General features: G+C 46.5%; 30 protein-coding genes and 1 tRNA gene. 20 read left to right on the top strand and 11 right to left on the bottom strand.

Annotated elements, in window-relative coordinates; all coding sequences use genetic code 11:
• Nucleotides 1–360 precede the first annotated feature (360 nt).
• From ACO0LE_RS12650 to ACO0LE_RS12640, 3 genes are read left to right on the top strand one after another with little or no spacing between them, the layout of a single operon-like run.
• Nucleotides 361–1017, top strand: a complete 657-nt coding sequence (locus tag ACO0LE_RS12650) for a response regulator (protein ID WP_422960706.1) — start codon at nt 361–363, stop codon at nt 1015–1017.
• A 12-nt stretch (nt 1018–1029) separates the two neighbouring features.
• Nucleotides 1030–1869 (top strand): sensor histidine kinase N-terminal domain-containing protein, encoded by an 840-nt coding sequence (locus ACO0LE_RS12645; protein ID WP_422960705.1) that lies wholly within the window; start codon nt 1030–1032, stop codon nt 1867–1869.
• A gap of 38 nt (nt 1870–1907) precedes the next feature.
• Entirely contained in the window at nt 1908–2402 is a 495-nt protein-coding gene (locus tag ACO0LE_RS12640) for a sensor histidine kinase (protein WP_422960704.1), read from the top strand.
• Between the two features lie 117 nt (nt 2403–2519).
• Here ACO0LE_RS12640 and ACO0LE_RS12635 read toward each other — a convergent pair.
• From ACO0LE_RS12635 to dusA, 3 genes are all read right to left on the bottom strand, one after another.
• Nucleotides 2520–2595: transfer RNA gene (locus ACO0LE_RS12635), tRNA-His, on the bottom strand.
• 290 nt (nt 2596–2885) lie between these two features.
• Nucleotides 2886–3335, bottom strand: a complete 450-nt coding sequence (locus ACO0LE_RS12630; RefSeq protein ID WP_422960703.1) for a copper chaperone PCu(A)C — start codon at nt 3333–3335, stop codon at nt 2886–2888.
• A 17-nt stretch (nt 3336–3352) separates the two neighbouring features.
• Nucleotides 3353–4384 carry a tRNA dihydrouridine(20/20a) synthase DusA gene (gene dusA / locus ACO0LE_RS12625; protein ID WP_422960702.1) on the bottom strand — a complete coding sequence of 344 codons (1032 nt, stop codon included), beginning with the start codon at nt 4382–4384 and terminating at the stop codon, nt 3353–3355.
• 191 nt (nt 4385–4575) lie between these two features.
• On the opposite strand from dusA, the gene ACO0LE_RS12620 reads away from it, so the two are divergent.
• The 7 genes from ACO0LE_RS12620 to ACO0LE_RS12590 all read left to right on the top strand — a co-directional run bounded on the left by ACO0LE_RS12620 (nt 4576) and on the right by ACO0LE_RS12590 (nt 10107).
• On the top strand, nt 4576–5079 hold the full coding sequence (locus ACO0LE_RS12620; protein ID WP_422960701.1) for a glycine zipper 2TM domain-containing protein: 504 nt from the start codon (nt 4576–4578) through the stop codon (nt 5077–5079).
• An 81-nt stretch (nt 5080–5160) separates the two neighbouring features.
• A complete protein-coding gene (locus ACO0LE_RS12615) occupies nt 5161–5454 on the top strand; it encodes a hypothetical protein (RefSeq protein WP_422960700.1) in 294 nt (97 codons plus the stop codon).
• A gap of 66 nt (nt 5455–5520) precedes the next feature.
• The gene (locus ACO0LE_RS12610) at nt 5521–5673 is read left to right on the top strand and encodes a DUF3309 domain-containing protein (protein ID WP_422960699.1); all 153 of its coding nucleotides are present in this window, start codon (nt 5521–5523) and stop codon (nt 5671–5673) included.
• 63 nt (nt 5674–5736) lie between these two features.
• Nucleotides 5737–6072 (top strand): hypothetical protein, encoded by a 336-nt coding sequence (locus tag ACO0LE_RS12605; RefSeq protein ID WP_422960698.1) that lies wholly within the window; start codon nt 5737–5739, stop codon nt 6070–6072.
• Between the two features lie 131 nt (nt 6073–6203).
• Nucleotides 6204–7304 carry a glycine zipper 2TM domain-containing protein gene (locus ACO0LE_RS12600; RefSeq protein ID WP_422960697.1) on the top strand — a complete coding sequence of 367 codons (1101 nt, stop codon included), beginning with the start codon at nt 6204–6206 and terminating at the stop codon, nt 7302–7304.
• A gap of 352 nt (nt 7305–7656) precedes the next feature.
• The gene (gene cls, locus ACO0LE_RS12595) at nt 7657–9066 is read left to right on the top strand and encodes a cardiolipin synthase (RefSeq protein ID WP_422960696.1); all 1410 of its coding nucleotides are present in this window, start codon (nt 7657–7659) and stop codon (nt 9064–9066) included.
• 96 nt (nt 9067–9162) lie between these two features.
• Nucleotides 9163–10107: a hypothetical protein gene (locus tag ACO0LE_RS12590; RefSeq protein ID WP_422960695.1), complete on the top strand. Its 945-nt coding sequence runs from the start codon at nt 9163–9165 to the stop codon at nt 10105–10107.
• Nucleotides 10108–10536: 429 nt separating this feature from the next.
• On the opposite strand, the gene ACO0LE_RS12585 is transcribed toward ACO0LE_RS12590, so the two are convergent.
• From ACO0LE_RS12585 to ACO0LE_RS12570, 4 genes are all read right to left on the bottom strand, one after another.
• A complete protein-coding gene (locus ACO0LE_RS12585) occupies nt 10537–10839 on the bottom strand; it encodes a DUF883 family protein (RefSeq protein WP_422960694.1) in 303 nt (100 codons plus the stop codon).
• A 158-nt stretch (nt 10840–10997) separates the two neighbouring features.
• Nucleotides 10998–11534, bottom strand: a complete 537-nt coding sequence (locus tag ACO0LE_RS12580) for a ferritin-like domain-containing protein (protein WP_422960693.1) — start codon at nt 11532–11534, stop codon at nt 10998–11000.
• A gap of 52 nt (nt 11535–11586) precedes the next feature.
• Nucleotides 11587–12522, bottom strand: coding sequence for an OmpA family protein (locus tag ACO0LE_RS12575; protein ID WP_422960692.1), 936 nt, complete (start codon nt 12520–12522; stop codon nt 11587–11589).
• Between the two features lie 128 nt (nt 12523–12650).
• A complete protein-coding gene (locus ACO0LE_RS12570) occupies nt 12651–13034 on the bottom strand; it encodes a DUF4398 domain-containing protein (protein ID WP_422960691.1) in 384 nt (127 codons plus the stop codon).
• Between the two features lie 377 nt (nt 13035–13411).
• Between ACO0LE_RS12570 and ACO0LE_RS12565 the strand changes: the two genes are divergently transcribed.
• A complete protein-coding gene (locus tag ACO0LE_RS12565) occupies nt 13412–13534 on the top strand; it encodes a hypothetical protein (RefSeq protein WP_422960690.1) in 123 nt (40 codons plus the stop codon).
• Nucleotides 13531–15627 carry an AsmA family protein gene (locus ACO0LE_RS12560; protein WP_422960689.1) on the top strand — a complete coding sequence of 699 codons (2097 nt, stop codon included), beginning with the start codon at nt 13531–13533 and terminating at the stop codon, nt 15625–15627. Before ACO0LE_RS12565 ends, ACO0LE_RS12560 begins: the two co-directional genes overlap by 4 nt.
• 223 nt (nt 15628–15850) lie before the next feature.
• On the opposite strand, the gene ACO0LE_RS12555 is transcribed toward ACO0LE_RS12560, so the two are convergent.
• The 3 genes from ACO0LE_RS12555 to ACO0LE_RS12545 form a co-directional block, all read right to left on the bottom strand.
• A complete protein-coding gene (locus ACO0LE_RS12555) occupies nt 15851–16684 on the bottom strand; it encodes a response regulator (protein ID WP_422960688.1) in 834 nt (277 codons plus the stop codon).
• A 91-nt stretch (nt 16685–16775) separates the two neighbouring features.
• Nucleotides 16776–19490: a PAS domain S-box protein gene (locus ACO0LE_RS12550; RefSeq protein ID WP_422960687.1), complete on the bottom strand. Its 2715-nt coding sequence runs from the start codon at nt 19488–19490 to the stop codon at nt 16776–16778.
• A gap of 222 nt (nt 19491–19712) precedes the next feature.
• Nucleotides 19713–20432, bottom strand: coding sequence for a Crp/Fnr family transcriptional regulator (locus ACO0LE_RS12545; RefSeq protein ID WP_422960686.1), 720 nt, complete (start codon nt 20430–20432; stop codon nt 19713–19715).
• Nucleotides 20433–20757: 325 nt separating this feature from the next.
• Between ACO0LE_RS12545 and ACO0LE_RS12540 the strand changes: the two genes are divergently transcribed.
• The 8 genes from ACO0LE_RS12540 to ACO0LE_RS12505 all read left to right on the top strand — a co-directional run bounded on the left by ACO0LE_RS12540 (nt 20758) and on the right by ACO0LE_RS12505 (nt 25757).
• Nucleotides 20758–21321, top strand: coding sequence for a DUF1003 domain-containing protein (locus ACO0LE_RS12540; RefSeq protein WP_422960685.1), 564 nt, complete (start codon nt 20758–20760; stop codon nt 21319–21321).
• A gap of 217 nt (nt 21322–21538) precedes the next feature.
• On the top strand, nt 21539–21850 hold the full coding sequence (locus ACO0LE_RS12535; RefSeq protein ID WP_422960684.1) for a BON domain-containing protein: 312 nt from the start codon (nt 21539–21541) through the stop codon (nt 21848–21850).
• 97 nt (nt 21851–21947) lie between these two features.
• On the top strand, nt 21948–22169 hold the full coding sequence (locus ACO0LE_RS12530) for a glycine zipper 2TM domain-containing protein (protein WP_422960683.1): 222 nt from the start codon (nt 21948–21950) through the stop codon (nt 22167–22169).
• A 284-nt stretch (nt 22170–22453) separates the two neighbouring features.
• Nucleotides 22454–22600: a lmo0937 family membrane protein gene (locus ACO0LE_RS12525; RefSeq protein ID WP_422960682.1), complete on the top strand. Its 147-nt coding sequence runs from the start codon at nt 22454–22456 to the stop codon at nt 22598–22600.
• 263 nt (nt 22601–22863) lie between these two features.
• Entirely contained in the window at nt 22864–23079 is a 216-nt protein-coding gene (locus tag ACO0LE_RS12520) for a CsbD family protein (RefSeq protein ID WP_422960681.1), read from the top strand.
• 79 nt (nt 23080–23158) lie between these two features.
• On the top strand, nt 23159–23722 hold the full coding sequence (locus ACO0LE_RS12515; protein ID WP_422960680.1) for a hypothetical protein: 564 nt from the start codon (nt 23159–23161) through the stop codon (nt 23720–23722).
• Nucleotides 23723–23922: 200 nt separating this feature from the next.
• Complete coding sequence (locus ACO0LE_RS12510; protein ID WP_422960679.1) at nt 23923–24234, top strand: BON domain-containing protein; 312 nt, start codon at nt 23923–23925, stop codon at nt 24232–24234.
• A 380-nt stretch (nt 24235–24614) separates the two neighbouring features.
• Entirely contained in the window at nt 24615–25757 is a 1143-nt protein-coding gene (locus ACO0LE_RS12505; protein ID WP_422960711.1) for an AI-2E family transporter, read from the top strand.
• Between the two features lie 361 nt (nt 25758–26118).
• On the opposite strand, the gene ACO0LE_RS12500 is transcribed toward ACO0LE_RS12505, so the two are convergent.
• Complete coding sequence (locus tag ACO0LE_RS12500; protein WP_422960678.1) at nt 26119–26508, bottom strand: hypothetical protein; 390 nt, start codon at nt 26506–26508, stop codon at nt 26119–26121.
• Between the last annotated feature and the right edge of the window lie 145 nt (nt 26509–26653).

Genomic DNA, 26653 nt, shown 5'->3' with positions numbered 1-26653 from the left:
GGCCACGTTCAGTGACTTGTTTAATCGCTTCTGCTTTGAATTCTTCAGTGAATCGACTCTTTCTCATGATGTACTTCCTTCTCAGTTTTTGACATTATTAAATGTCTACTGAATTAGGGGAAGTCCAGTTGACCGATATTGATTTGTACCGCTTCTTGCCCGTACACTGCATTGCTAATTAGAACTGAGCAAATGCCAGATAAAAAAGCGATTTTTTTACCGTATTTTCGTATATAAACAATGTTGGCCATAACAGTCCAAAAAGGTAAGTAATGACCGTATGTTGACCATCACTCCTTAAGAACTCCTTAACAAATGCCACCTAAAATGCCTAAGTATTAGAAATGAAGGAGTGACATTTTGCGCATACTATTGGTAGAAGATGATCCGCAACTTGGGCGTGCAACACAACTTGGGCTTGATCAAGCAGGTTATGCGGTTGATTGGACGCAAAACGCTGAGTCAGCTCAGACTTCCATCAAAATGCATCAATATGACTGTGTGTTACTAGATCTGGGACTACCGAAGGAAGATGGATTGAGTTTATTAAAAGAACTACGTACATCTGGTTTTAACGAGGTGATTCTCATCATTAGCGCAAGAGATCAAATACCAGATCGCATTAAAGGATTAGACGCTGGTGCTGATGATTTCATTATTAAGCCTTTTGACCTTGACGAATTAACAGCCCGAATTCGATCTGCTCGACGCAGGTTGGTTGGACGGACTCGTGAGTTACTAAAACATAGAGATATAGAACTTGATATTGCAGCGCGCCAGGTCAAAATGAATGACGAACTGATCACGATTACTAATAGAGAATTCAATATTTTACAAATGCTTTTAGAACATATTGGTCAGATCATGACTAGAGATCAATTAGAAGAAGCCTTGTATAGCTGGGGAGATGAAATCGAAAGTAATACCATTCAAGTGCATGTTCATCACTTACGAAAAAAATTAGGTAAAGATCTAATTAGAACAGTCCATGCAATCGGCTACGTCATCGATAAATAAGCTTGCCAATAAATGACACTTATTTTAGATAAAAACACAACTCGATGGTCGCTAAGACGAGCATTACTTACGATATTGCTATCCATAACTATCTCGGTCTGGGTTTGTAGTGGCGTTATCATCTATATTGAGTCGGATCAAGAAAGTCAGGAATTATTTGATCAGTCGCTTGCTGAAACTGCTCACTTATTATTAACTCTAGCTGATCACGAGGTCGAAGAGCGAATGACGCTCTCAGCCAATCAACTAGCTGAGTCGAATGTCGAAGAGCATAATCAATATTTATTGTTCCAAATTTGGGATCAAAATAAACGATTACTTTATAAAAATACAGGAGCACCTGACCTCGCGATTACAACAAGCAATTTATCTGGTTTTGGCTGGACAAAATTAAATGGGCAGCTGTGGCGAACTTATTCCGTATGGAATAGCTCACACCATTTGCAAATTCAAGTGGGTGAGCCCATTAGTCATAGGAAAGAAATTAGCGGAAGATTTGCTTATAAGCTTTTATTATTCGCAGTCTTGGTATTGCCGTTAATGGCTGGAGCAATTTGGTGGTCCATCAACCGACTCTTTCGCGTGCTCAGACAATCCGCTGACGAGGTCGCGAAGCGAACTCCGAATGATTTACGCAAAGTCGATTTGGCAGGTGCACCGACAGAACTACATACGTTGTTGAATGCCATCAATCAGTTGTTTGAGCGAGTTAGCAACGCAATGGAGCAAGAGCAACGCTTCACAGCAAACGCCTCACATGAATTACGTACACCGTTAGCCGCCATCAAAACAAACCTGCAAGTCATACAACGAGCTCGCCACGATGAAGAGCGGCAGCAAATGGCTTACTGATAAGTGTCGATAGGGCAACCCGTCTCGTTGAGCAACTGATGACACTATCGAGACTAGATCCACATTATTCACATGATCCCAAATTACAGAAGATCAATTTAGGTGCATTTTTATCCAATCACCTAAATGAAATAAAAAAAATGACAGAAAAAAATGCCATCGTCTTGACTACTCAACTAGATGATGCAATTTGTCTTATCAATACAGATAGCATGATGATTTTAGTCAGAAATCTGATCGATAATGCGGCGAGATATACACCAACAGGGAGTAAAGTAAATATCTCCTGCGGTGTATTTGACAACCGAGTATTTTTACGGATCGCCGATTCTGGCCCTGGAATACCCGTCGACATGAGAGAAAAAGTGTTCGAACGTTTTTTCAGACTTCAAGAATCAACACCGCCAGGAAGTGGCCTTGGCTTATCTATCGTAAAAAATATCGCGGCGACACATAGGGCTGAAATCAAATTAAGTGACGGCATTGAGGGCCTTGGAATTGCTATTACTATTTTTCTGCAGCCATTGACTTGATATTTTTAACGCATGAATATTCGTCATCTTGCAATTGACAGTTCCGCACTTAAAAAAACTAAAATACGAAAGAAAATAAAAAAGCCTGCTAAAGGCAGGCTTTTTTATTAAATATTATGGGGTGGACGATGGGGCTCGAACCCACGACAACAGGAATCACAATCCTGGACTCTACCAACTGAGCTACGACCACCACTGAGCTTTCAGAGATTTATTTTTCAACATTTCTCTGTAAGAAAGCAAAACATTATACGAGACTTTTACGATTCTGGCAAACTTTTTGTTTTCAATCACAGCTTTCTGCCAGACTTTGTCGACGATAAACTCTAACAACATTAGCGGACTTTACGATTATTGTGGAAGAGCGGATCTGAGTATCAAACTGTCCACCAGATATCGCTCTGATTCTAACGCTGAGGATTTAGGACTCTTCATCGTTGATTCCAAGTTACTACACCTAATTTATTTAGAAAAGTACTTCTATCACATTTTCCCTTGAGCACCATTCAGTGCCCTCGCCTTCGCTTTTATCTCAATCACTTCGCGCTTCTTATCTTTACCCTCGACTGTCAGAGTCATCAAAACAGTATCGCCTTCTTTGATCTGCGTTTTTAAATCCATCAGCATGACGTGGTAACCACCGGGCTTCAGCTCAACAGCTTTGCCTGCGGGCAGCGCCAATTGGGGAACTGGACGCATTTTCATAATGTTGTTATCCATTTTCATTTCATGGATTTCAGCGACTCCTGCTACAGAGGTTTGTATATCAACAATTTGTACATCGTTGTTTGACTGTAGCTGCATGAATGCGCCAGTAGATTTCTGCTGAGCGACAGTAGCTCTGATCCAGGCATCTTTAACGCTGACCTCAGCATGTGCGGCCACGCTGACTAAGGCCAGACTGGCGACCATCATCTGTGTGCTGAATTTCATTGATTCATCCTTTTTGTTTAGGCGTGTTTGTGTTCAACATAATCCCGCAATCCTTGCATACGCGTCATTGCCTCAAGCAATAAGGCAGGGTCGCCGTGCGCCAATTTTTTACTATCCGACAAAGTTTGACGAAATACTCGGGCACCGGGCAAACCTGTCATCAATCCCAGCATGTGTCGGGTAATACTATTCAGCCTCAGACCACCGCCTTTAGGACCGCTACCCTGACCAAACTCAGCGAGCTGTGCAGAAATATAGGGCAGCATTGCTTCGACAACTTCGGCTCTGGATTTTACCGGAGCACCATCACCGTAATAACGCTGATCAAAGGTCGCCATCAGATAGGGATTATGATAAGCCTCGCGTCCCAGCATGACGCCATCAGTATGCAGAAGATGCAAATCAATTTCTTCAATCGTTTTGATACCGCCATTGATCAGTATTTCCAATTGTGGAAAATCTTTTTTCAACTGATATGCGTATTCATATTTTAAAGGCGGAATTTCCCGGTTCTCTTTAGGGCTCAGACCTTTAAGAATCGCATTACGCGCATGGACAATAAATGTAGAACAACCTGCTTCGGCAATTTGTCCGACAAAATCACGGACAAACTCGTACGACTGAACATCATCGATACCGATTCTATGCTTTACCGTGACATCAATACTGACTGCATCTTTCATCGCCTTAACACAGTCAGCGACCAACGCTGGTTCTGACATCAGACACGCACCGAAGGCGCCTTTTTGCACCCGCTCAGAAGGGCAACCGCAATTCAGGTTAATCTCGTCGTAGCCCCATTGCTCGCCCAACTTAGCACTTTGTGCCAGATCAGCAGGCTCACTACCACCCAATTGCAAGGCAACCGGATGCTCCTCGTCATTGAACTGAAGGTGACGAGGCACATCGCCATGTAATAAAGCGCCGGTAGTCACCATCTCGGTATACAGCCAGCTATGACGCGTAATTTGCCGGTGAAATTGGCGACAGTGCCTGTCTGTCCAGTCCATCATCGGTGCGACGGTAATTTTTCTTGATTTGTAAGTCATTGATTTATTTGCTATTTATTGATCGCGTCTGATCAATAAGAGAGATTGCGGAATGCCCGAATTATAGCTGACATAGTACAAGCTGGCCTGGTCAGCATGTCAATCCCATTACTCTGAGTTTGGTGCGGCAACGTACAGACCTTGTGATGTATGAGTTCTATTCTGGCCAGACACTTAGCTAGGAGAACATCATGAAATCACAGCCACTTATTCGAACATGTCTATTCGTTACCCCGTTGATCGCCATCAGCTTACTCGCCGGATGTGCCAGTAACGCACCTAGCAACACGTCTAATAATGGATCGAATTATAGCCAGCAAAATTCGAACAGCTATCCAACGCCTTACCAAAACAATGCAGCCAACTATGGCGTCATTGACGCTATTCAGGTCATACGCCCGGCTAATAATACGAGTGGGGGTGGCGCGATTGTTGGCGGTCTGATTGGCGGTTTACTGGGCAATCAGGTCGGCAATGGTAACGGCCGGACCGCAGCGACTGTCGCAGGAGCAGTCGGTGGCGCCATGGTTGGCAACAATGTGGAACATAACAAAAATACCCGCAGCGCAGATCAATATCAAATTCAGGTACGTCTCGATAACGGCAGTTTCACCACTATCGTACAAGACTCTCTGTATGACCTGCGGGTCGGAGACCGGATCCGGTTGATTAATGGCCAGGTCAACCGCTACTAAGACTAAGCACCGGCACGACTTACCGAGTTACCAGCATTTGCCCTGAGTCTCTCCGATCAATTTTGTTCCCAAGGAATCATCATGTTTGACAAAAATACCGGTGATAGTTACATCGCCACGATGAAACAACAGCTCGATGAATTGAATCACACCATGCAAGAGCTGGAAGCAAAAACACAGCAGGCGCGTGAAGAGGCGTACGAGAAATACATCTCAGAAATGGCTAAGCTACGTCAACAATCTGAACTGGCGTCTGACAAGTTGATGGAGCTGAAAGACGCCGGCGAAACCTCATGGAATGACTTGGTGATTGGCACAGACAAAGTACGTGACGCATTTATCAAAACTTTTCACGACTTCAAAAGCAGGCAATAAGCATCAATAGCCCTTACCTACTAATTTTCTGCCTAATTCTCTACTACCTTACTACTGGACTACATCATGGGCACCATCTTACTCATCATCTTAATACTTGCATTAGTCGGCGCTTTACCAAACTGGCCACATAGCCGCAATTGGGGTTATGGGCCTAGCGGCCTGACTGGCTTAATCGTTATTGTTCTGATCGTCATGTTACTTACCGGTCGCTTATAAAGCGACATTAGATAAAACTATGAATTGCTAGCTGTTGCACCATTACCTCATCAAGGAATCAACATGAAAAAATCTATCACCTACTTTTGTCAAACCATGATGAGCGTTGCAGCATCTGTGGTACTCATGAACGCCAGCTGGGCACAAACTTCTCCGGATGAGATGCCGCAAGCCGGAGCTCCCGTCATTGATCCGCCGCGCTGGTTTCAAGAAGATACAACACCGCAAGCACGCTTTTTGACTTTAAAAAAAGAAGCCGGTGCAGTGCTGCAAGAATCGCAATTCGCTTGCAAAAAATTAGATAGAACTATGCGGGCGTCCTGCCTGCAAGATGCACAAGCAATGTACCGGCATGACATCGCCAGAGCTAAATCAATGATGCAAGAAACGCCGCAATAAATAAATTAATAAATAGGCAGACAGTGAACCGTCGATCAACCAGCGAAAAAGTTCTGTTACAAAAACGCGACAACAACAGATGCCGGATCAATTCGCCAAATCCTTCATCACACAACCATCAGAAACACTAAATGATCCTATCAAACAACATCGCAGCCAGCATGCTAATGCTATCCGGGCTAGTTCCATTGCTGATCTTCCCTGTAGCGGCACAAGCCCAGCAATACAGCAACTCACAGGCAACACCGCATATCGATGGCTTCAATGTCGATGAGGTACGCCGCATCGTACCGGGTGTTGAACTCAACTTCGGTATCTATGGCACCCCTGGTGGTATTGCAACGCTGCGCATTGCTGGCGCGACTCGCAATCTCACTCTGGTAGAAATTGAAGCCGGTCAATACGAAGGCACCTACACCATCAACAGTCGCGACAAAATCGCAGCCCGCAGCCCGGTTACCGCTAATTTACGTATTGGTAACCAGGTTACCAGTGCGGTACTCAACGAATCTTTACAGGTTGGTGTCGGTTATCATGCGAATCAGACTATATCCGGCCCTATGCCAAGAATCGACCGTTTTAATGTTGATCCGGCACGCGACCTGAATGGGGGCAACGATTTACGTTTTACAGTATTTGGTACTCCTGGCGGCAAAGTCGATCTGACGATCAATGGCGTGAAAGGCAAATTATTCTTATCCGAAATCGCCAGTGGTGAGTACAGCAATTCATATACCATTCGCAACCGTGATCACATCACACCAAATAGTCCCGTGATTGCTAATTTACGCGTCATCGACCGTGGCGTAGAGCGCGTCACCAGTGCGACTTTGGGTAAAACTCTACAAATAACATCAACGCAAAATCAGGTACAGATACCAGTACAAGCTGCACGCATTTGCTATAACTGCGGCACCGTAGAAGCCATCAACCTGATTGAAGTCAAAGGTGAAGGCAGCTACCTTGGCACAATCGGTGGTGGCGTCGTCGGTGCACTGTTAGGCAGCCAGGTCGGTGGTGGTAACGGACGCACAGCAGCAGAAAACGCTGGTGCTTTAGGTGGCGCATATGCGGGTCGCAACATCGAAGGTAATGCACGAAAAACCAATCACTATGAAGTCGTCGTCCGCCTACAAAATGGCGCAACCCAAACCATTCCTTTCAGTAGTGAACCTGGCTACCGCGTCGGCGACAAGGTACAGATCAATAGTGGCGTCATCAGCCGGAATTAATTATTTCTTAAACCATTCACTCCAGAATACGGTATAGATATCCCGGAGTGAATTTTAAATTTAATTGAAGAATTACGTAAAGCGGCAAGCTGCTGTTCACCATTCACATGAGAACTTCTCACATTGAACCCGCAGGCTGGATGCGGCTTTCAGAGACTTTTCGGGTCAATAAGCGCATTCTGCTTGCGGAGTCGTTTGAAAAATCTCCAAAAAAACCTTCAATCGATATGTAGCGGAACCGCTTACTCCTGATTTTTCTCAGTGGCTAAGTGTCTGCGTGATAAGAAGTTTTAGTGTTTACGCAAGTCCTATCATTCAATGTAATGTAACTAACAGGTAAGCCGGAACAAGTATGCAACGCACTATTCAGACTTACCTTGCCATCCCTTATGTTCATGCAATGCGCATACTAAGCCTAATCATACTCAGTGTTACAGCAAGTGCCTGCGCGTCACTGCCAGAAGTTCGTTATTTGAATTCAACCTTGTCTGCACCTGCCAGCCCGACTGTCACCAATGCGCAAGGTACTCTAAGCACTAAAAAAACTTCGGCCTTGCTTGCCAGACGCTGGCGCAATTCGCATACCAATATTGCGGCACTCGCAGCGCTCGAAGAAGCTGCTACTGGCAGCCCACTGGTCGCGGGCAATAAGGTTACTCTGCTTTACGATGGCCCCCAAACCATGACAGCGATGACAGAGGCTATTAAAGCCGCTAAAGATCACATCAACTTAGAAACCTATATTTTCGATCAGGACGAGCTCGGTATACGATTTGCTGATTTATTAATCGCCAAACAAAACGCTGGAGTGCAGGTCAATATCATCTATGACAGCGTAGGTACCATAGGCACACCACAAGCTTTTTTTGACCGCATGCAATCATCCGGAATTCGTTTACTCGCATTTAATCCAGTCAATCCAATCAAACTGATCGGTCCCTGGGAGCCCAATAACCGCGACCATAGAAAAATACTGATCGTTGATGGCACGGTCGCTTTTACTGGAGGCGTCAACATCAGTGCAGCGTACGCAAACAGCTCTTTGTTCCGCTCTAAAACTAGACGTGACACAAAAGTCGGTTGGCGCGATACCCACATCAAAATTGAAGGCCCCGCAGTAGCTTCCTTGCAATGGATATTTATCAATAACTGGATCAGCCAGAAAGCGCCCGAATTATCGGACAGCGATTTTTTTCCGCCTCTAAAGGAGATCGGTGACAAGTTGGTTCGCGTCCTTGCCAGCGAACCAGATAGCGAACATGAAATTTATAAAGCCTACATTCTTGCGATACAAGAAGCAAAACAAAGTATTCACATCACCAGCGCCTATTTTGTACCGGATGCGCAAATGTTGCGAGCCTTGAGTGAAGCTCGTCAAAGAGGTGTCGATGTGAAAATTATCTTACCAGGCGTCACAGACAGTGGCCTGGTATTTCATGCCGCACAATCGTTTTATTCCGAGATGCTCACGAACGGGATCAAAATTTATCAACTCCAAATTGCCGTACTGCACGCGAAAACTGCTGTCATCGACCAGGTCTGGGCGACAGTAGGATCGACCAATATCGATACTCGAAGTTTCCTACATAATAATGAAATTAATGTTGTTGTATTTGGAGAGGATTTTGGTAAAGCTATGGAGGCAAGTTTCATAGAAGATTTACGCTACTCCATTGAAATTACACCGCAGGAATGGGAAAAACGCCCCATCAGTGACAAGATCAAGGAATGGGCTGCCCGCACTGTCGCTTATTGGCTATAGCCCAATGAAGCGCATAAAATAGTCAGCCAGAAATATCAGGCGAAAGCTGAACATCTCAGCCACCACAAGCAGTCCCAACGGATACATGGAGTTGCAATGCAAGGCATTAAACAAGGACAATGGATACCATCGATATATTATCTGAGCATTGCATTGGCGATCCTATTCATCGCAATCATTGTCAATCCCAGCGCAAGCGCAGACAACGATCCTAACGCATCAGATCCTGTCAAAATCATGCAGGCAAAGTATGCTGCAGTCGAACCGCAACTCAAGCAAAATCAATTTAACCGCCCACTCGTTTTAGAATCTGCTGAAATAGATAATCGTTTAAAAGGGGATATCTATGCCGTCATCAATTACCCGATAGCGACCGTCACGTCCGGGCTCAATAATCCAGAGCACTGGTGCGACATCATGCACCTGCACATCAATACCAAATACTGTCATGTCATCAAAAATCCAAGCAGTAATACAACGGCAACTGCACTGCGAATTTATATCGGCAAAAAAGTACCCGAAGATCTGGCTGACGCCACACGGGTCGAGTTCAATTATCAGCTCCCCACAGCGACATCCGATTACCTGCAAGTTAAACTAAATGCTGATGAAGGCCCACTAGGTACCAATGACTACCGCATCATCCTCGAAGCCGTCGCAGTTTCCAAAACAAAAACCTTCATGCACCTGACCTACTCCTACTCGGCAAGTCTCACAGGTCGTATTGCGATGCAAACCTACCTAGCTACCGTAGGACATGGGAAAGTAGGATTCACCGTAATAGGTAGAAAAGCGGACGGACAACCAGACTATATCAGCGGCGTACGCGGCCTGATGGAACGCAATACCATGCGCTACTATCTGGCGATCGACAGCTACCTGAGTGCGGCCAATAGCGCCCAGGACACCCAGCTGGAGAAGCGCCTTCTCAGCTGGTATTCAGCAACAGAGAAGTACCCACGCCAGCTCCATGAACTGGAACAGAGTGACTATGTTGAGATGAAGCGTGCCGAATATGTGCGACAGCAGGCGGTGCATTGAAAACACGACGTGTGATCAGTTCGTTATAAATATGCGTAATCACTTCTGACTAACGATGATTGATTCAAATTAATTTAGATTAATTTATCATCAAGTTAATTTATTGTCAGATGTAGGCGAGGATGTTGCAGCTGCGGTGACTGAATTGATGACGCTATATGGATTGACAGTGCTTGATAGAAATTGACAGGACTGAATGCCCCATTAATCTATAAAGCTGGCCACTGAGAGCACTGACTATAGCCTGTGAGCATCATCCTTGAAAGAAATTTTCTTGTGATTATTTCTGCTAAAAAAAGCGCAAGACAATCGCGTTATTCTCCATGTTATCTGTGCTATCGATATCGGTATCGACAATGCAAGACAAAAAAATCACCAGTCAATCCAACTAACGTGGATATTGACTAGTGACGAACTATGAGCCTGCCCTCACTTCTTCCGCACTACCATTCCTAATAACAAACCGACACCGGCTGCCGTGGCAATCGCACACCAAGGATTTTCCTTGACGTAGTTATCAGTTGATGTCACCAGCTCCTTACCTTTGACCATGGCACTGGTTTGTACTTCGTGAGCCTTCACCAGAGCGGCGTCCAGCATTTGCATTGCACGGGTGCGGGCTTCTTCTGCCTTATCTCCGCTCAATGCAGCGGCGGCGACGAACAGCGATTGTGAGTCCTTGAGCAAGACTTTGACGTCATTGTTCACTGCTTTTATATTTGATTCCAACATGTTGTGTCCTATCCGGGTGATTGAGTCAATTAGGTTTATCTGACTTGCGGTATGGCAAACTGTTTCGACATACCGCAAGTCGGATATTTTTACTGATGACGTTACTTCAAATTACTTTGAGTGAATTTAATTTTTAAATGTGTTTAAGTTACGTCAAATTACGCAAGTAAGTCACGCATATCATCTGCATGTTCTTCTTCCATTGCCATGATCCCGATCAGCATATGCTTCGTGGTAGGATCTTTGTCACCGATCCGTTCTATCATCTGACGATAGGCTTCGATAGCGATGCGTTCTGCGATCAGGTTGGCTTTAATCATCGACTGGATGTTGCCGGAGTCATCGTATTCAGCATGGCTGCGCTCTACTAACGTAGCAGGATTAAAATCTGGACTACCATTAAGTTGAACAATCCTTTCCGCGAGCAAATCGGCATGTGCTTGCTCCTCCGCTGCATGTTGCAAAAACTCTGCTTTGATCGGTCCATTTTGTAAACCATTGGCAGTGTAGTAATGACGCTTATAGCGCAAGACGCAGACCAGCTCCGTCGCAAGCGCGCCATTTAGCATATCAATAATTTCCTTGCGATCTGCCTGATAGCCTACTGTCACTGCACCGTCATCCAGGTTTTTTGCCGCATCACGGATAGCTGCTGTATCGAGGCCAGCATGACTGCTGTGTTTTATGTCGTGCATGATGTCACTCCCTTATTTACTACTGCTGTTAATTCGAATCGTCTGAACCGGTTTAATTGCGTTGCGCTACTTTGCCGCTGGCATCAGACAATACGATCTCAACACGACGATTCAGTTGACGGTCTTGTGCTGTTGCATTGCTAGCGACTGGAAACGCCTCGCCATAACCGCGAAGAGCTACCCTGTCGCCAGCAATACCCATTTCTTGCAAAGCATTACGTACTGCAGTGGCGCGACGCTCTGATAATTGTTGGTTGTGTGCAGCGGTACCTGTACTATCGGTATAACCCTCTACCAATACGGTCCGTTGCGGATTTTGTTGTAATACGTCGGCGAGTTTTTTTGCCGTGCGCATGCCATCTGGATTCAGGCGCGACATATCAGTGCCAAACAAGACATCACCCAAGGTAATGACCATGCCGCGTTCTGTTTTTTTAGCAGCGAGATCGGCGAGCTGTGCTTCCAACTGCGAGGCACGTGCCTGGGCATCTAGCGTCTGACGCTGTGCTGCATTAGCCTCGTCCTGTGCCATCTGTGCTTTGCGCTGTGCATCAGCCGTTTCGCCCTGCGCAATCTGTGCGGAAAGCTTCGCCTGATCAGCACTGATTTTTGCCTGGTTCGCTTCGTTAGTACGTTGATCTAAGCGGATCTGGTCGCGCTCTTTGCCGGAATTGGCGACGTCAGCCTCTGCAGACTTTTGTTTTGTCACTTCAACGACCAAAGCGATTTTTTGCTTTGCAATATAGGCGAGCTTATCAATTTTTTCTGCATTGTCTTTATTGTTTGCCGCTGTATTTGCCTGATCTAGTGCCTCAGTTGCTTGCTTCATTTCCAGTGGCGCATAGCTCGCTACTTTTGGGTTGCTCTGTGCTGCAGCGTAATCGTTACGTGTCTGATCCAGCAGACTCGTTGTCTTTGGCATAGAACTGCAAGCAGAGACAAATACGGCCATGGCTAACAGTACGGGAGTGAAATGCGTTTTTTTCATGGAAATGCCTTTTAATTTTGTCGAAAATAAATGTGTCTGCAAAGAACGGTTGACGCAAGCTTGATAACAGCTCAACCGGCAATCGATTGATGCGTGACGGCGCTGGTCTCAATGCAGTAAATGGATGGTCATTTGTTAGAACTACTGCGGATTAGCTCTTCGCGCAGAACACGAATATCATCTTGCAAGGCATCAGCTGCGGCTTGTGCTTTAGACGAATTCGCTTTGCCCTGAGCTAACTTGGCATCGGCCTGTGCCTGTATTGCGAGGTCATTGGCCAGTTTGTAATCTTTTGCCGCCATCGCTTTATTAGCAAGCGCCATCTTGTCGCGGGCTGATGCCATTTCAACTGGCGCAAATTCTGCGCCGCCAGCGCCTGAGGCGTTCTCTACCGCGGATTTAGAGACGGCGACATTTGCCGTCGCCGGAGTTTTCATACTGCTACAACCCGCGGTGAACACCAGCGTAGCTGCGGCTAGCACTGCGATTGATAAGTTGGTATTTTTTTTCATAATTTCTCTCCAGTGAACGATTAATCGAGCGAGTTTGTGACATCGATATCCATCGTTATAGGCGGTATGATTGGCAAGATCGGTACGCTGACGCACATAAGTTCGATATTTAAAACTTGAATTAAGCATCATCGCCATCAACGATTCAGGCGCACCCGCTGGGATCGGCTAGCGCCGGATGCAACAGGATTGAGTGCGCCAACGCACATACCACAGGCATCGTCTTGCGTATGCTGAGTCCATCAAAAACGCTATTCAGTCGCCTGTAAATACCAGCGCTAGCTAGCAACTAACATAGCAACTCGAAATTGCCGAACCAAACACCGAAAGTCTGTCGCATGCCAATTCTGTTTATTTTTTCACCCCTTACTGTACTGATGAATCACGCAACCATCATTGTGTTACCACGTCTGATGGCAACCGCAATGGGGATGCAATTGGTGGTGATTAGCCTGATGAGCCTGAGCAGAGCCATCAATATCCCCGCTTACCTACAATGAAGCCAATATCACGTAACAAACTCATTTTCGTTATTGGCTTACTCGCACTCCCTGCTGTGATTGTGATGGTGATACTGCTCGTGCTCACACATCTGGACTGGAACCGGGCCAGGCCCTGGCTCAACACACGCGTCAGCGAGGCATTGGGGCGCCCGTTTTCGATTCATGGCGACTTAAGTTTGACCTGGGACCGGCAGATTGCAGGTCCGGAAGTAGAACAAAACTGGCGCGGAGCGATCCCATGGCCGCACCTGATCGCCAATGATATTCACATCGGCAATCCGGCAAGCATGAGACATCCCAGCGAGGCAACGTCGGTAACGAATATCGAAGTAACGCCGGATAATATGGCGACCATCAGTCAATTTACTTTTTCATTAAATCCGCTGGCATTGCTGGACAAAAAAATCGCGATCCCGCTGCTACGTTTCGATGCACCCTTGCTCTATCTGTTACGCCATGCAGATGGTCGAAACAACTGGACGCTGCCGGATAACGAACAACCTTCTGGCTGGACAATCAATATCGGTCGCGTGATCTTCACCAAAGGCAAGGTTCACTTAACTGACGACACTAAACACGCTGAGATCGTTGTAAAGATCGATACAATTAATACCGATCCGGGATACGGCGTAAGCTGGACCCTGCACGGCAAGTTCAACGGTGAGTCCGTCAAGGGAACAGGCAAAGCCGGTGCAATTCTGTCCCTACAACAGCAGACTGCGCCTTACCCACTGACGGCGACTTTACAGGTCGGCAAAACAATGATTGCCGTTGAAGGAACAATCACCAGACCGACGGATTTAGCCGCCATCGATATGCGTTTAAAAGTCTCGGCAAACAGTATGGCGCGACTGTACGCACTCAGTGGCATCGTGATGCCGGAGACGCCGCCCTTTACTACTGAGGGACATTTGACGGGTACGTTGGGCAAACACAGCCAGCATTGGATCTATGAGCAATTCAAAGGCCAGGTCGGCTCCAGCGATATCGCAGGTTCGCTCGATTTTCAAACCCGGTCGGGATCACCCGGCCGACCGGTCGTGACTGGCACTATCGTCTCGCATCTGTTGCAGTTATCGGATCTTGAGCCGCTAATCGGTGCAGACTCTAATCACAGCAAAGTGGAACGTGGTGTGATTGCAAATCAACCTGCCGGCAAAATCTTACCTGTCGAAAAGTTCAGGACCGACCGCTGGACCAGCGTCGATGCAAAAATTCAGCTCAGTGCCGAAAAAATTGTTCGGGACAAAGCATTACCGCTCACTCATCTGGCAACCACCTTGCAACTGCAGGACGGCATATTGACGCTCGCACCACTGAGTGTTGCCGTTGCCGGTGGTACACTCAATGCGGACATCCGTCTTGACGGCAGCGGCAAAGCAGATGCCGCCGCGATTAAAGCGCTCATTACCATCAGCGCCCGTCATCTCAGGCTCAAGCAATTATTCCCGGGCCTGGAACCACTACAGGCTAGCGTGGGGGAGATTAATGGCGATGCGTCTTTATCGGCAACAGGTAACTCTGTTGCGAGTTTGCTCGGCGCATCAAATGGCGAAATCAAAACACTGATCAATCAAGGCAGTATCAGCAAACGTCTACTTGAGCAGATGGGCTTAAATATCGGCAATGTCGCCCTTACATATTTGTCCGGCGACAAGCAGGTAAGGCTCAATTGCATGGCGACCGATTTCAGCGTCACTAATGGTCTGATGCAAACAAGGACCTTTGTGATTGACACCGATGATGCGATTCTAGATGTCAACGGCACCATCAATATGACGCAAGAGGAACTGGATCTGACGATCAAGCCGAATAGTAAAGGTCTGCGTATTTTTTCACTCAGAGCGCCACTGTATGTGCATGGTAGTTTTAAAGAACCTAAGGTCACTATCGACAAAGGCGTACTGGCGCTGAGAGCAGGCGGTGCGCTGGCGCTGGCAGCGGCTGCACCTGTTGCTGCGCTACTACCGCTGATCAACGTCAGCTCTGAGGCCGATAGCGGATGCACACAATTATTAGCGAATGCGCGCGTCAAACCTGTGGCACCGGCACCGGGTAAAATTTACCGGTCCAGAGCAGCCCTCAAATAGCGCATTAGTAGGTGGTGTGTCTGTACATAACTAGGTTGCACAGGAATGATGCAGGATACATATACTCCCCTACTAGGAAAATAAAATAGTGTCCATACCGCTTTATTTGTAAAGGCATCAAAAATATACTGGCAAGGAGTATATATCTATCGAGAATAAAAATCTGATACCAGATTCTATCTCCAGCTCAAGGAAAGAGATGGCAAGATTTGGATGGAAAACACTATTTCGATGCAGTCCGCATGCGATGTGTCACATCCATGCCAATACCGCGATACCCCGTGAACCGGCCACCCGTGTCAAACATCGGCTCCCCGCTCACTTGCAGATATTGGATGCTGCCATTGACATTCGTACGACTATAGACAAAATCCAGAAACGGCCGGCGGCTGGCGATGTTTGAATTTAACTGCGCCCGTTCAGCTGCATTCCAGCCTGCCAATGCTTTGGGACTTTCACCCAGCATATCGTCGGCATCAATCCCCAGCATCTCAAACACAGGACCAGAGATACTGGTGAAATTTCCCTGAGGATCTTGTTCCCAATACCAGTCAGACGATAATTCCGTGAAGCTTTTAAACCGTGCCTCACTGGCACGCAGTTCAGCGGTGCGCTCCATGACGGTTTGCTCCAGGACTTTGTTGTAGTTCTCCAGTTTGCGGTACAGCAAACGTACCTCCAGCATGTTATGAATGCGAGTTTGCACCTCAACCAGATCAAATGGCTTACTGACAAAATCTTTGGCGCCGGCCTGTAGCGCCTTGAGTTTATGTCCTGGCTGGGCGGTGATGACCAATACCGGCAGATAGCTATCGGTATCGATTTTTTTTAACGCCTCCATCACCTCAAACCCATCCATCTCCGGCATCTGCAGATCCAGCAGAATCAGATCGTAGCGATGCTCTGCATGCTTGTCGCACACAGTGAGCGGATCCATAGTCGACGTGATATCGGTGTAGCCGCGGCTGATGAGCATCTGCTCCAGCAGCATGACATTAGCTTTCTGGTCGTCGACGATAAGGATACGGGCGTTAAGGATCTCGCTTGCTTGTAACATGAGGGGCTTCCAAAAATCGATGATGTTCTATTTGTTCTTAGCTACAGTGACCCGCTGTAACGGGTTCTGTATATGGTTGTTAATTAATTCGTCATGAATCAGATCGCTTACTGGACGGACGATGCTCCGCTGCATAGTGCAATGCGATATCCAGCGAGTCCATGAACTCATTGACCTTGATCGGTTTAGTCAGATAACGGAAAAATCCTGCTTTCAATCCGTTTTCGATATCGCGTGGTATCGCGTTGGCAGACAATGCCATGACGGGGATATGTGCCGTATCCGGGTCCTCATGCAAGATTTTCAGTGCGCCATAACCACTTAACCCGGGTAAATTAATATCCATCAAAATCACATCCGGCTGGTAGGTACGCGCCAATTGGATGCCCAGATGCGCATCGGTTGCTGTTAACAATTTAAGGTCTTTACGACGCTCTATCAATTGTTTGATCAAGGCCATATTGGCAGGATTGTCCTCGACATAAAGCAAAGTGCGCTGAACAGGCGTAGCGTCACAGGCTAACGATTCTGGTGTGGGCGCGGCATGGCTACCCTCTCCCATTTCACCAAACACAAGCTTAGGCGCACTCGATGCAGCCAGTTCAAACCAGAATGTACACCCGACGCCAACCGTACTATCAACACCGATCGTACCGCCCATCAGTTCAACTAACTGCTTTGTCACCACTAGGCCGATGCCTGTACCCTCTTCACCACCTGATTCTTTTCCGAGACGATTAAACGGTTGAAACAATTGCGTAAGTTGACTAGGCTCCAAACCCATACCGGTATCACGTACGCTGACACGGATTCTGTTTTCACCATTGAGCTGGCATTGGATAATGACGGCACCGTGGTCACGATTATATTTAATCGCATTGGATAAAAGATTGATCAGCACCTGCTTGACCCTGGTACGGTCTGCATGTACATAAAACATATTCTCAATACTGGGAAAGGTCATCTGGATATGGCGTTTCTGGGCCTGCGTCTCCATCATAGAACGGCAATCCTGCAATACATCCGTAAGTGACATTGACTCGTGGGACATGGTGACTTTGCCAGATTCAATCATCGCCAGATCCAGGATTTCATTGATCAGGCGAAGCAAATACCAGCCCGCCTGTAAGATCTGATCAATCGATATTTTTTGGGCAGGCGTCGGTGACGGCGTCTCGGACTCCATCAATTGTGCGAACCCGAGCACGGCATTAAGCGGCGTGCGCAACTCATGACTCATGCTGGAGAGAAACTCAGACTTGGCAAGATTCGCCTTCTCGGCGGCGGCCCTGGCATTTTCTAGTTCTACATTATTTTCTTGAAGGGTATATTCAAATTGCTTACGCTCAGTGACATCGCGAGCAGCAGCAAATACCCCTTGCAAATTGCGGTCACGATCGTAGAAAGTAGTCGCGTTGTAGGATACTACGGTTTCTTTTCCGTCTTTTGAATGGGCGGTCAATTCATAATTCGTTACTTTACCCTCACTGAGAACGCGGGTGATTGCCGCTTGTGCTCGCTCGGGATCAGTAAAATAATTCTTGAATGGTACACCGATCAATTCATCTCTAGTACAGCCGGTCAACGCTTCCATCTGCTGATTGACGTCACTGATAATGCCTTTCAGATCTGTCGCCATCAGTGCATCAATATTGGATTCAACTAAGGAACGGGTATAAAACTGCTGATCACGCAGGCGTTGATCCAGCAATGCTTGCTCGGCTTCGACTTTCTTGCGTGCTGTATTGTCCGTACCAATCAGGAGGTAGCCTATCACCTTGTCAGCCTCATCCCGCAATGCAGATACTGAAACGATCGCTGGAAAACGGCTATGATCCTTGCGGATAAAAGTCATTTCGTAAATATCTTCGATTCCCCTTGATGCCTTAAAAACCAGCGCTTCAAAACCGGGAGAAATCGAGGTCTCCGATGCAGCACTCAAGGCCGCAGCGCGGGCAATCACTTCGTTCTCGTCAGATATATTGGAAGGTGTAATCTGGTTCACAACGTCAATTGCCTGATAGCCGAGCATATGCTCAGCGCCGACATTGAAAATCTGAATCACGCCTTGTGCGTCGGTCGCAATGACAGAAAAATTCGCACTATTAAAAATCGCATTTTGCAGCGCCTCTGCTTTTAGCAAAGGCTGGCGACCATCCAGTATTGCTCGCTCCATGGCCGAACGTCCACGCGCTGCACTTCGGACACGCAATGCAAGCAGGGGCAAGAATATAAGTAACAACACCACGCTGACAATCATCATTTTGAGACGGAATAATTCGCTGCCTTTACGGGCGGCCAACAATGTCTGCTCTTCTGACATCGCTTCAGCAGTCAAGGTACGAAAATGTGTTGAAGCGTTACGTGTTGTTTTAAACAATTCTGGTGCTATCGCGAGGCCTTGCGCATCAAACATGGCTTGATTTTCGCTAAGCATCCGTACACGTTGATCTAATAAAAGAGCTAACTGCTTAATTCGAACTTGTTGTCCGCCATTATCACTTGTCAGGTTTCCTAGCTGAGTAATGATTGAGGTCAGTTGTGTCACAGCGACGTCACGGTCGACAAGAAAGCTTTTTTCCTTTGTCAAAAAATAAGCCCACTGCCCGTTCTCAGCACGATCAATTTCCGAGCCAAGCTTATTGAGTTTAGACACTACTTCACGTGTATGTTCTGCCGAGGAATAAGACGCAATTGGCGAAGCGATGTTCCACGCAATACCCTCGATGAAGATAAGCACCGCGAGTGTTATTCCGATACCAATCAGCATGAGCCGTTCGACCGATATTTTATTGAAAGCGACCATACATCCTGACGTTGAAAACTATGTTAGAACTCTCCATCGTGCTAGACAAGAATACTAACGAGAGCGCTAACCTGGCTCAAACAAGGTGACGGCAACGCCGTAACGCCAGCAAGGCGCTTAAATCAAAATCTGTAGTACGTACTTTTAATCCGTGCCTTACCATGTAAGCGATCGCAACAGGTTATTGTTAGCATCAGTCTGATGACAATCAATCTATTACCATCAACGTTGCTTTACGTCCGATAACAAGCGGGCAAACTCTTTTTTAACAACCTCATAGCACTCGCATACTTTGTCCTCTAGTCCATCTCGGTCCACTACGGTAATATGACCACGGCGATAACTGATATAGCCACCATGCTGTAATTTACCCGCTGCTTCGGTAATTCCCTCACGCCTAACACCCAAGGTATTCGCAATCAGCTCTTGCGTAATGGTGAGTTCATTCGACGGTACGCGATCCAATGTCAGTAATAACCAGCGACATAATTGCTGCTCTACCGAGTGGTGTCGGTTACATACCGAGGTTTGCGACATCTGGGTAATCAAGGCCTGGGTATAGCGTAGCAACAAGCGCAATACAGGGCCGGCACGATTAAATTCTTCCATCAAGATCGGTGATTTCAGGCGATAAGCATGACCACTGGTCTGGACTACGGCACGACTTGGGGTTGAATTACCGCCCATGAACAGAGAAATTCCCAGAACGCCCTCATTACCGACGCCAGCAATCTCCGATGAACCACCGTCTTCTAACAAATAATGCAGCGAGATAATCGAGGTCGTCGGAAAATACACGTGCTGCATCTTACCGCCGGACTCATAGAGTACATCGCCGAGCAACATCGGAACTAACTCAAGATGTGGCGATAGGCGATCATATTCGGCATCAAGCAATGCCGCTAACAAATGGTTTTGATTGGGATCGTGCGCACTGGGCATAGGGAAATTCTGTTTCCAGTCATAAGAGGAAATGGAGAAGCAAGATGTGGCGGGAGGATGACACAGTGATAGTGCCAATCAGACACGGCAACACATCCCATGTACATCTCTTCACTATATTCTCCGTATGGCAATATGATCTGTGCGTTAGCGCACATAAGAGATCGGCACGCCCAATTAGTCAAAATATCTCTTGACTGAAAACTCTTTTTTATTATGGCATCCGGCTCAGATCAAACGATCTGAATGTACGCCAGCGAACCTACATCCGCTTCAACTATAGCTACAATCCTGCGCCTGAACCAACAGCCCAAGGTGAGTTGTCATGCAAAAATTAGATGAAATCGCGAAAAAATTATTAGGAAAATCCTACTCAGAGCTAGATGAGCGTAGTCAAAAAGTAACACGTCATGTCGCCGAACGCAAACATATTGCGATAGATACAACGCAACAATTTGAGGGAAAAATCACACGAGGTCAGCGTGCCGCCGATGCGGTAGCGAAGTTTGGCGGGTCTTGGACGTTCATCAGTATTTTTGGTGCAGTGATGGTGATCTGGGTGGTGCTGAATTCTTTTATTCTGATTAGATACAAAAGTGGTTTTGATCCCTACCCTTACATTCTACTCAATCTATTTTTATCAATGCTGGCGTCCATTCAGGCACCAATCATTCTGATGTCGCAAAATCGCCATGCCGAAAAAGACAGGCTTGATGCTGAACATGATTATGAAGTTAATTTGAAAGCAGAATTGGAAATCATGCTGCTGCATGAAAAAATCGATTTACTGCGCGACGTTCAATGGAATGAACTGCTCGTCATCCAGGAACAGCAACTGCAAATGATCAAAACTCTGATCGGTAAAAAGACGATGGCGACACCTGAATAGCGGCCAAATCAAATACAACATAAAACTAATGTGTGTGCGTTGGCGTACAGAACCAATGTTATCTATGCCTCATTCTAGGTTTATCGCTTCACCGCATATCGATCTGTGACAGCGATGTAACGACTATGTTTCGTCATTTCGCTTAACCAAGACAGCACATCAGTTCACTCACCAAACTACTCTCATTGACATATTCTACTTAAGGAAATTTTCTATCATGAAAAACATTACCTCCGCCTCCACATTGATCGCAGCCCTGTTTCTTACCACTATCGTCGGTTGTGCAGCAACATCGAAACAGGAAAGTACAGGTCAATATGTAGACGATACCGTCATCACCAGCGCAGTAAAGGCATCGATTTTAAATGAGCCAACATTGAAGGTGAATGAAATCAATGTAGAAACCTACAAAGGCGTAGTTCAATTAAGCGGCTTCGTGCGCTCCGAGGACAATATCGCTACTGCGATCAGAATAGCGCGCGGCGTCAGTGGTGTAACCGCCGTAAAAAATGCGATGCGTTTGAAATAAATCACATTATGTACAAGTTGTTGCGAGCAGCATTTTAGGGCTGTACTCAATCAACAATCATGTCAAATTTCAACTCAATAGAGACCAAGGAGTCACAATGAATAGCTTCAATCACATCATCACAATGTCAGCAGCAATCACACTCGTAATCAGCATGAGTGCTTGTTCTAACATGTCGACTAAAGATAAAAATACCGCCGTTGGTGCCGGTGCCGGTGCCGTCGTCGGTGCCGTACTCACCGGTGGTAGCGCAGCCGGCACCGTGGGTGGTGCAGCTGTTGGCGGCGTAATCGGCAATCAGGTTAATCCCAAAAAATAACTTGCGCCGTACGGATCTCGCCAGCGCCATCAATATCACCATCCGCCCTTAATTGATTTCAATCAAATAAGGGCCTTTTCATTTCACAACGATTTTCATCTCTGCTCCAACTATTTCTGATGGCGTCGTTATTGACACCGCCACTCTGTACGTCAGCGCACAGAACTCCTTTGTTATTCCTTAGATACTCATTTCCACGATGTCATTAGAACTGGTTAGGCACCCAAAAAATCCTGACCTGATATCGAGACGACTCATCCATTTGATTCAATAAGGAGACCATCATGCTCTATACCATCGCTGTCGTTTTACTCATTTTATGGCTACTCGGCTTAGTCACGTCTTATACGATGGGCGGCTTCATTCACATCTTGCTTGTGATCGCAGTCATCATGATTTTATTGCGCTTGATTAGCGGGCGGGGAGTTTAGTTTTTCTGGAAATTAAATCAGCGAATGTGCACCAACGAACAGAATAGTGATCGCCCGCAACGTAAAGTGAACTCATCTGAGCAGATTAATGTTTGTCTTGAAATCGAGTTTGTAAGAATTATTGTGAATGTTGTAGCCCCCAAATATGGTGACAACATCAAAAATTCAAAAGAAAAAAAGACAAATCATCTGTATCCATATTTAAGAACTGCGGCGGTCTCGCCGCCACTTTTTTCGATGAATTGCTTCACAAGGAGATGATGATGAACTGGGACGTAATTGAGGGAAATTGGCTCCAATACAAAGGCCATGTTAAAGCACAATGGGGCAAGCTGACGAATGACCATATCGACGTGATTGCAGGTAAGCGCGATCAGTTACTTGGCTCAATTCAAGAGTCTTATGGAATAGACAAAGACGAAGCGGAAAAACAGGTCGCCGCCTTTCAGAAATTTTTAAAAGAAAGCCGGACTTCCTGATATTCAAAATTCTTCATTCAATTTTTTTACCTACATTTTCTACATACGGGTAACTAGTACATCACTTATAAGGCATAAAATGAACATCATTAAACTTAACAACATTATTGCAACAGTCCTGATCGGCACCGCCACAATCGCGTGCAGCACCTATGCTAATGCAGCAACAGACGAAGCAAAGGCGACATATAAGTCGACTAAGGAATCGGCAGAAGCGGATTACAAAGTAGCACGCGAAAAATGTAATACGCAGTCCGGCAATCCTAAAGATGTCTGCATAGCAGAAGCAGAGTCTATGCAAAAGCATACGAAAGCCAAAGCAGAAGCTGAATACAAAAATACGAATAGCGCACGTACCGATGCTCGCAAGGCGATGGCAAATGCTGACTATGATGTCGCAAAAACCAAGTGTAATGCCAGCACAGGAAACGTAAAAGATGTCTGTATCAAAGAAGCAAAAGCCGCGATGGTCGCCTCCAAAGCGGACGCCAAGGCAGACAAAAAAGTGGTGGCAGCTCGTACCGACGCTCGTGACGACAAAGTCGACGCCAACTACAAAGTCGCGATTGAAAAATGTGATGCCTTAGCCGGCGCGGCGAAAGACAGTTGTGTCGCTACGGCCAAAACACAATTCGGTAAATAACAACACTTGTCCTCTCCTGTTTATTTGTATGCATGGATTCGCTTCAGTTCATTTATGTGCATTCATATGAATCCATGCGTAATGAATACAGGTATCAGCAGTAGCGTTTCAATGCATCATTTCCGTGACGGGTTCGTCCAGACTTATCTCAGTACGAACACAAAAAAGAACGATTAACTTAATTATGAAAGATTATGATCATGAACATTCCACAACGTGTAGCAACCGCCCTTCTCTCTTTTATGCTGATCAGCGTTGTAGGTTGCGCCTCGTCACCAAAATCTGAAGGAGCCGGTGAATATGTTGACGATACTGTTATCACCACCAAAGTCAAAGCAGCGATCCTGAACGAGCCAATGTTGAAATCACGTGAGATCAATGTTGAATCCTACAAAGGTATCGTTCAATTAAGTGGCTTTGTCAGTTCACAGCCGGATATCGATAAAGCGGTAGAAATCACCCGTAATATCAAAGGTGTGAAATCCGTTAAAAACGATATGCGTATCAAATAACAGCATACCCTCCGCCTCTAACCGGGGATAAGTGAGGATAGCTGGACACCGATGGATCTACGAGCTGTTTTTTGCCGTAGCTCACCGGAGCAGAAAAAGCGGACATTGTGGCAACAAGGTCGGAAAAGACATCAAGTACTGGCTGTCTTATCCCATCAGCTTATACACAATGTCCGCTTCCTATTTGGCGATCGGTTTAACGACCAGACATCGCACATAATAAAAATAACAGGACAATAAAAATGACCACTCCTGCTCAGGAAGAAACCGAATTCCCCATTTCATCCAGAACGCCCTCTGAGTCGGAGGAGACTTCCGGAGCACAAACGACGGAAGCGCCGGAAGCGACGAAATCACCAGAAGTATCCGGGGTACCAGACATGCCTGAGACATCCAATACACCACTAAGTACCAAAGGCGGACATATCCATATTCCTGTGAACGCTCGCGGTCTGGCACTGGCAATTCTGGCGACAATCGCATTTGTGTTCGCACTGCAGTCAGCTCAGCATTTTTTTATTCCCCTCATATTTAGCATACTGATTTCTTACACACTTAATCCTGTCGTGGTCTGGCTTGAACATATACGGATTCCACGCGCTGCCGGTGTCGCTCTAGTCATGATCTCGATACTAGGCGGTAGTGGACTGGTCGCGAACTCACTTCGTGCGGAATTTAATTCTATTCTGGTGCGGCTACCTGATGCCGCTCACCAGATATCACAAGCCATTACGAAAACGGAAGATGATCAGCCGACCACGATGCAACAGATGCAGGCGGTAGCGACTGAGATTGAAAAAGCGACTAGTCAAACCAGTAGCGGTGCACGCCCAGGCGTACGTCAGCCCACCACAGTGATTGTGGCGCGTCCGGCATTCAAGGTGCAGGATTGGCTATGGGCTGGCTCGATGGGTGCAGCTGGTGCGTTGGGTCAGTTAATGATGGTGATTTTTCTGGTATTTTTTCTGTTACTGTCAGGCGATAGTTTTAAACGAAAACTCGTCAAAATCACCGGCCCCTCTTTATCCTCGAAAAAAATCACTGTCCATATTCTCGATGACATCAACAAGTCGATCCAGAGTTATATGTTCATGCTCCTGGTGACCAATCTGCTACTCGCTTTGCTGCTATGGGTGGTGTTTCGTCTGATTGGGCTGGAGAATGCGGGCGCATGGGCGGTGGCGGCAGGCTGTTTGCATATCATTCCGTATTTTGGTCAGATCATCATTACCGTGGCGGTCGGTGCTACGGCGTTCATGCAATTCGGATCACTGTCGCAAGCCATGCTGGTAGCTGGCTCATCTCTAGCGGTATCCGTGCTGGTCGGGACATTTATCACGACCTGGATGACGGGCAAGATCGCCAAAATGAATGCGGCAGCCGTATTCATAGGCTTATTATTCTGGGGCTGGTTATGGGGAATCTGGGGTCTGCTGCTCGGCGTACCAATCATTGTCGCGGTGCGTGTCGTATCCGAGCGTATCGATGGTTTGCAATCTGTAGCGGAATTATTAAGCGAGTGATGTAAAGCATCGTAGGAAAAATATGCTCAGACCGGGACAGGGATAAGTGAATGGAAAATAAAGCGGGAAATAAACCCAGAACTAATTCTGGCCAATAATCCCTGAGATAAAAAGGGAGGGAAATCATATACTCCCCTATTTTTTTTATAATTTACCCCTAAGTCCGCAAATAAATAAAGGTACCTCTAATTATACTAGGGCAAGTATAGTCAGAAACGCCGTTAATTACGCTACAAATCTCACGCTAAAAAAACCTACATATCCTGCCGTACCCGTCTCAATTTTTGGGCACCTTGGAACCTATGTACGTTTTCACTACATCTGCAATGCCAGCTCTGAAGACACTGAAAAAATACGCCTGCTAGCTTTTATTCGGTGGCTCTATCGCCGTACTATTTTGATGATCGCTACTGGCCTCAACCATCTCTGGCGCGACTTCGATCCGAGTAATACCGGAATTGACAGAGATAGGATCACTCGAAGGAAAAGACATTTCAAGTGCGTCATCGAGTAAGGTTTCTTTGGCTTTATCCTCCTCGCTCTCCACCTGTTCCGCCAGAGTCGCGATGGCAGCGGCCCATTTAACGAATTTCAGCATGCCGAAATCGCGGATCGTCTTGACGTGAAAAGCCTTGTTTAATACCTCGGCATCCTTAGCACTGACGCCTTGCAAAGCACTGACTGGCGCATCAGCAAGTTCGATGAAGTTTAGCTTTTCATAGGCTTTATCGACACATTTAATGATGTTCATATGGGACCTCTTTCTTATCTATAGTCGGGGCAACTCTGCTGTTGACAGTGCAGGATCAGAATGCGCGCTGGCGACTTTCTGTTCTGTTCGTTGGCGCACGCATGGATGCAATACGACCAATCAAAGACAGCGTCGCTGATACAGG

Origin of the sequence: Undibacterium sp. Xuan67W, assembly GCF_049340165.1 — a bacterium.
Classification (GTDB): Bacteria; Pseudomonadota; Gammaproteobacteria; order Burkholderiales; family Burkholderiaceae_D; genus Undibacterium.
This window is presented reverse-complemented; position numbering and strand designations above follow the sequence as displayed.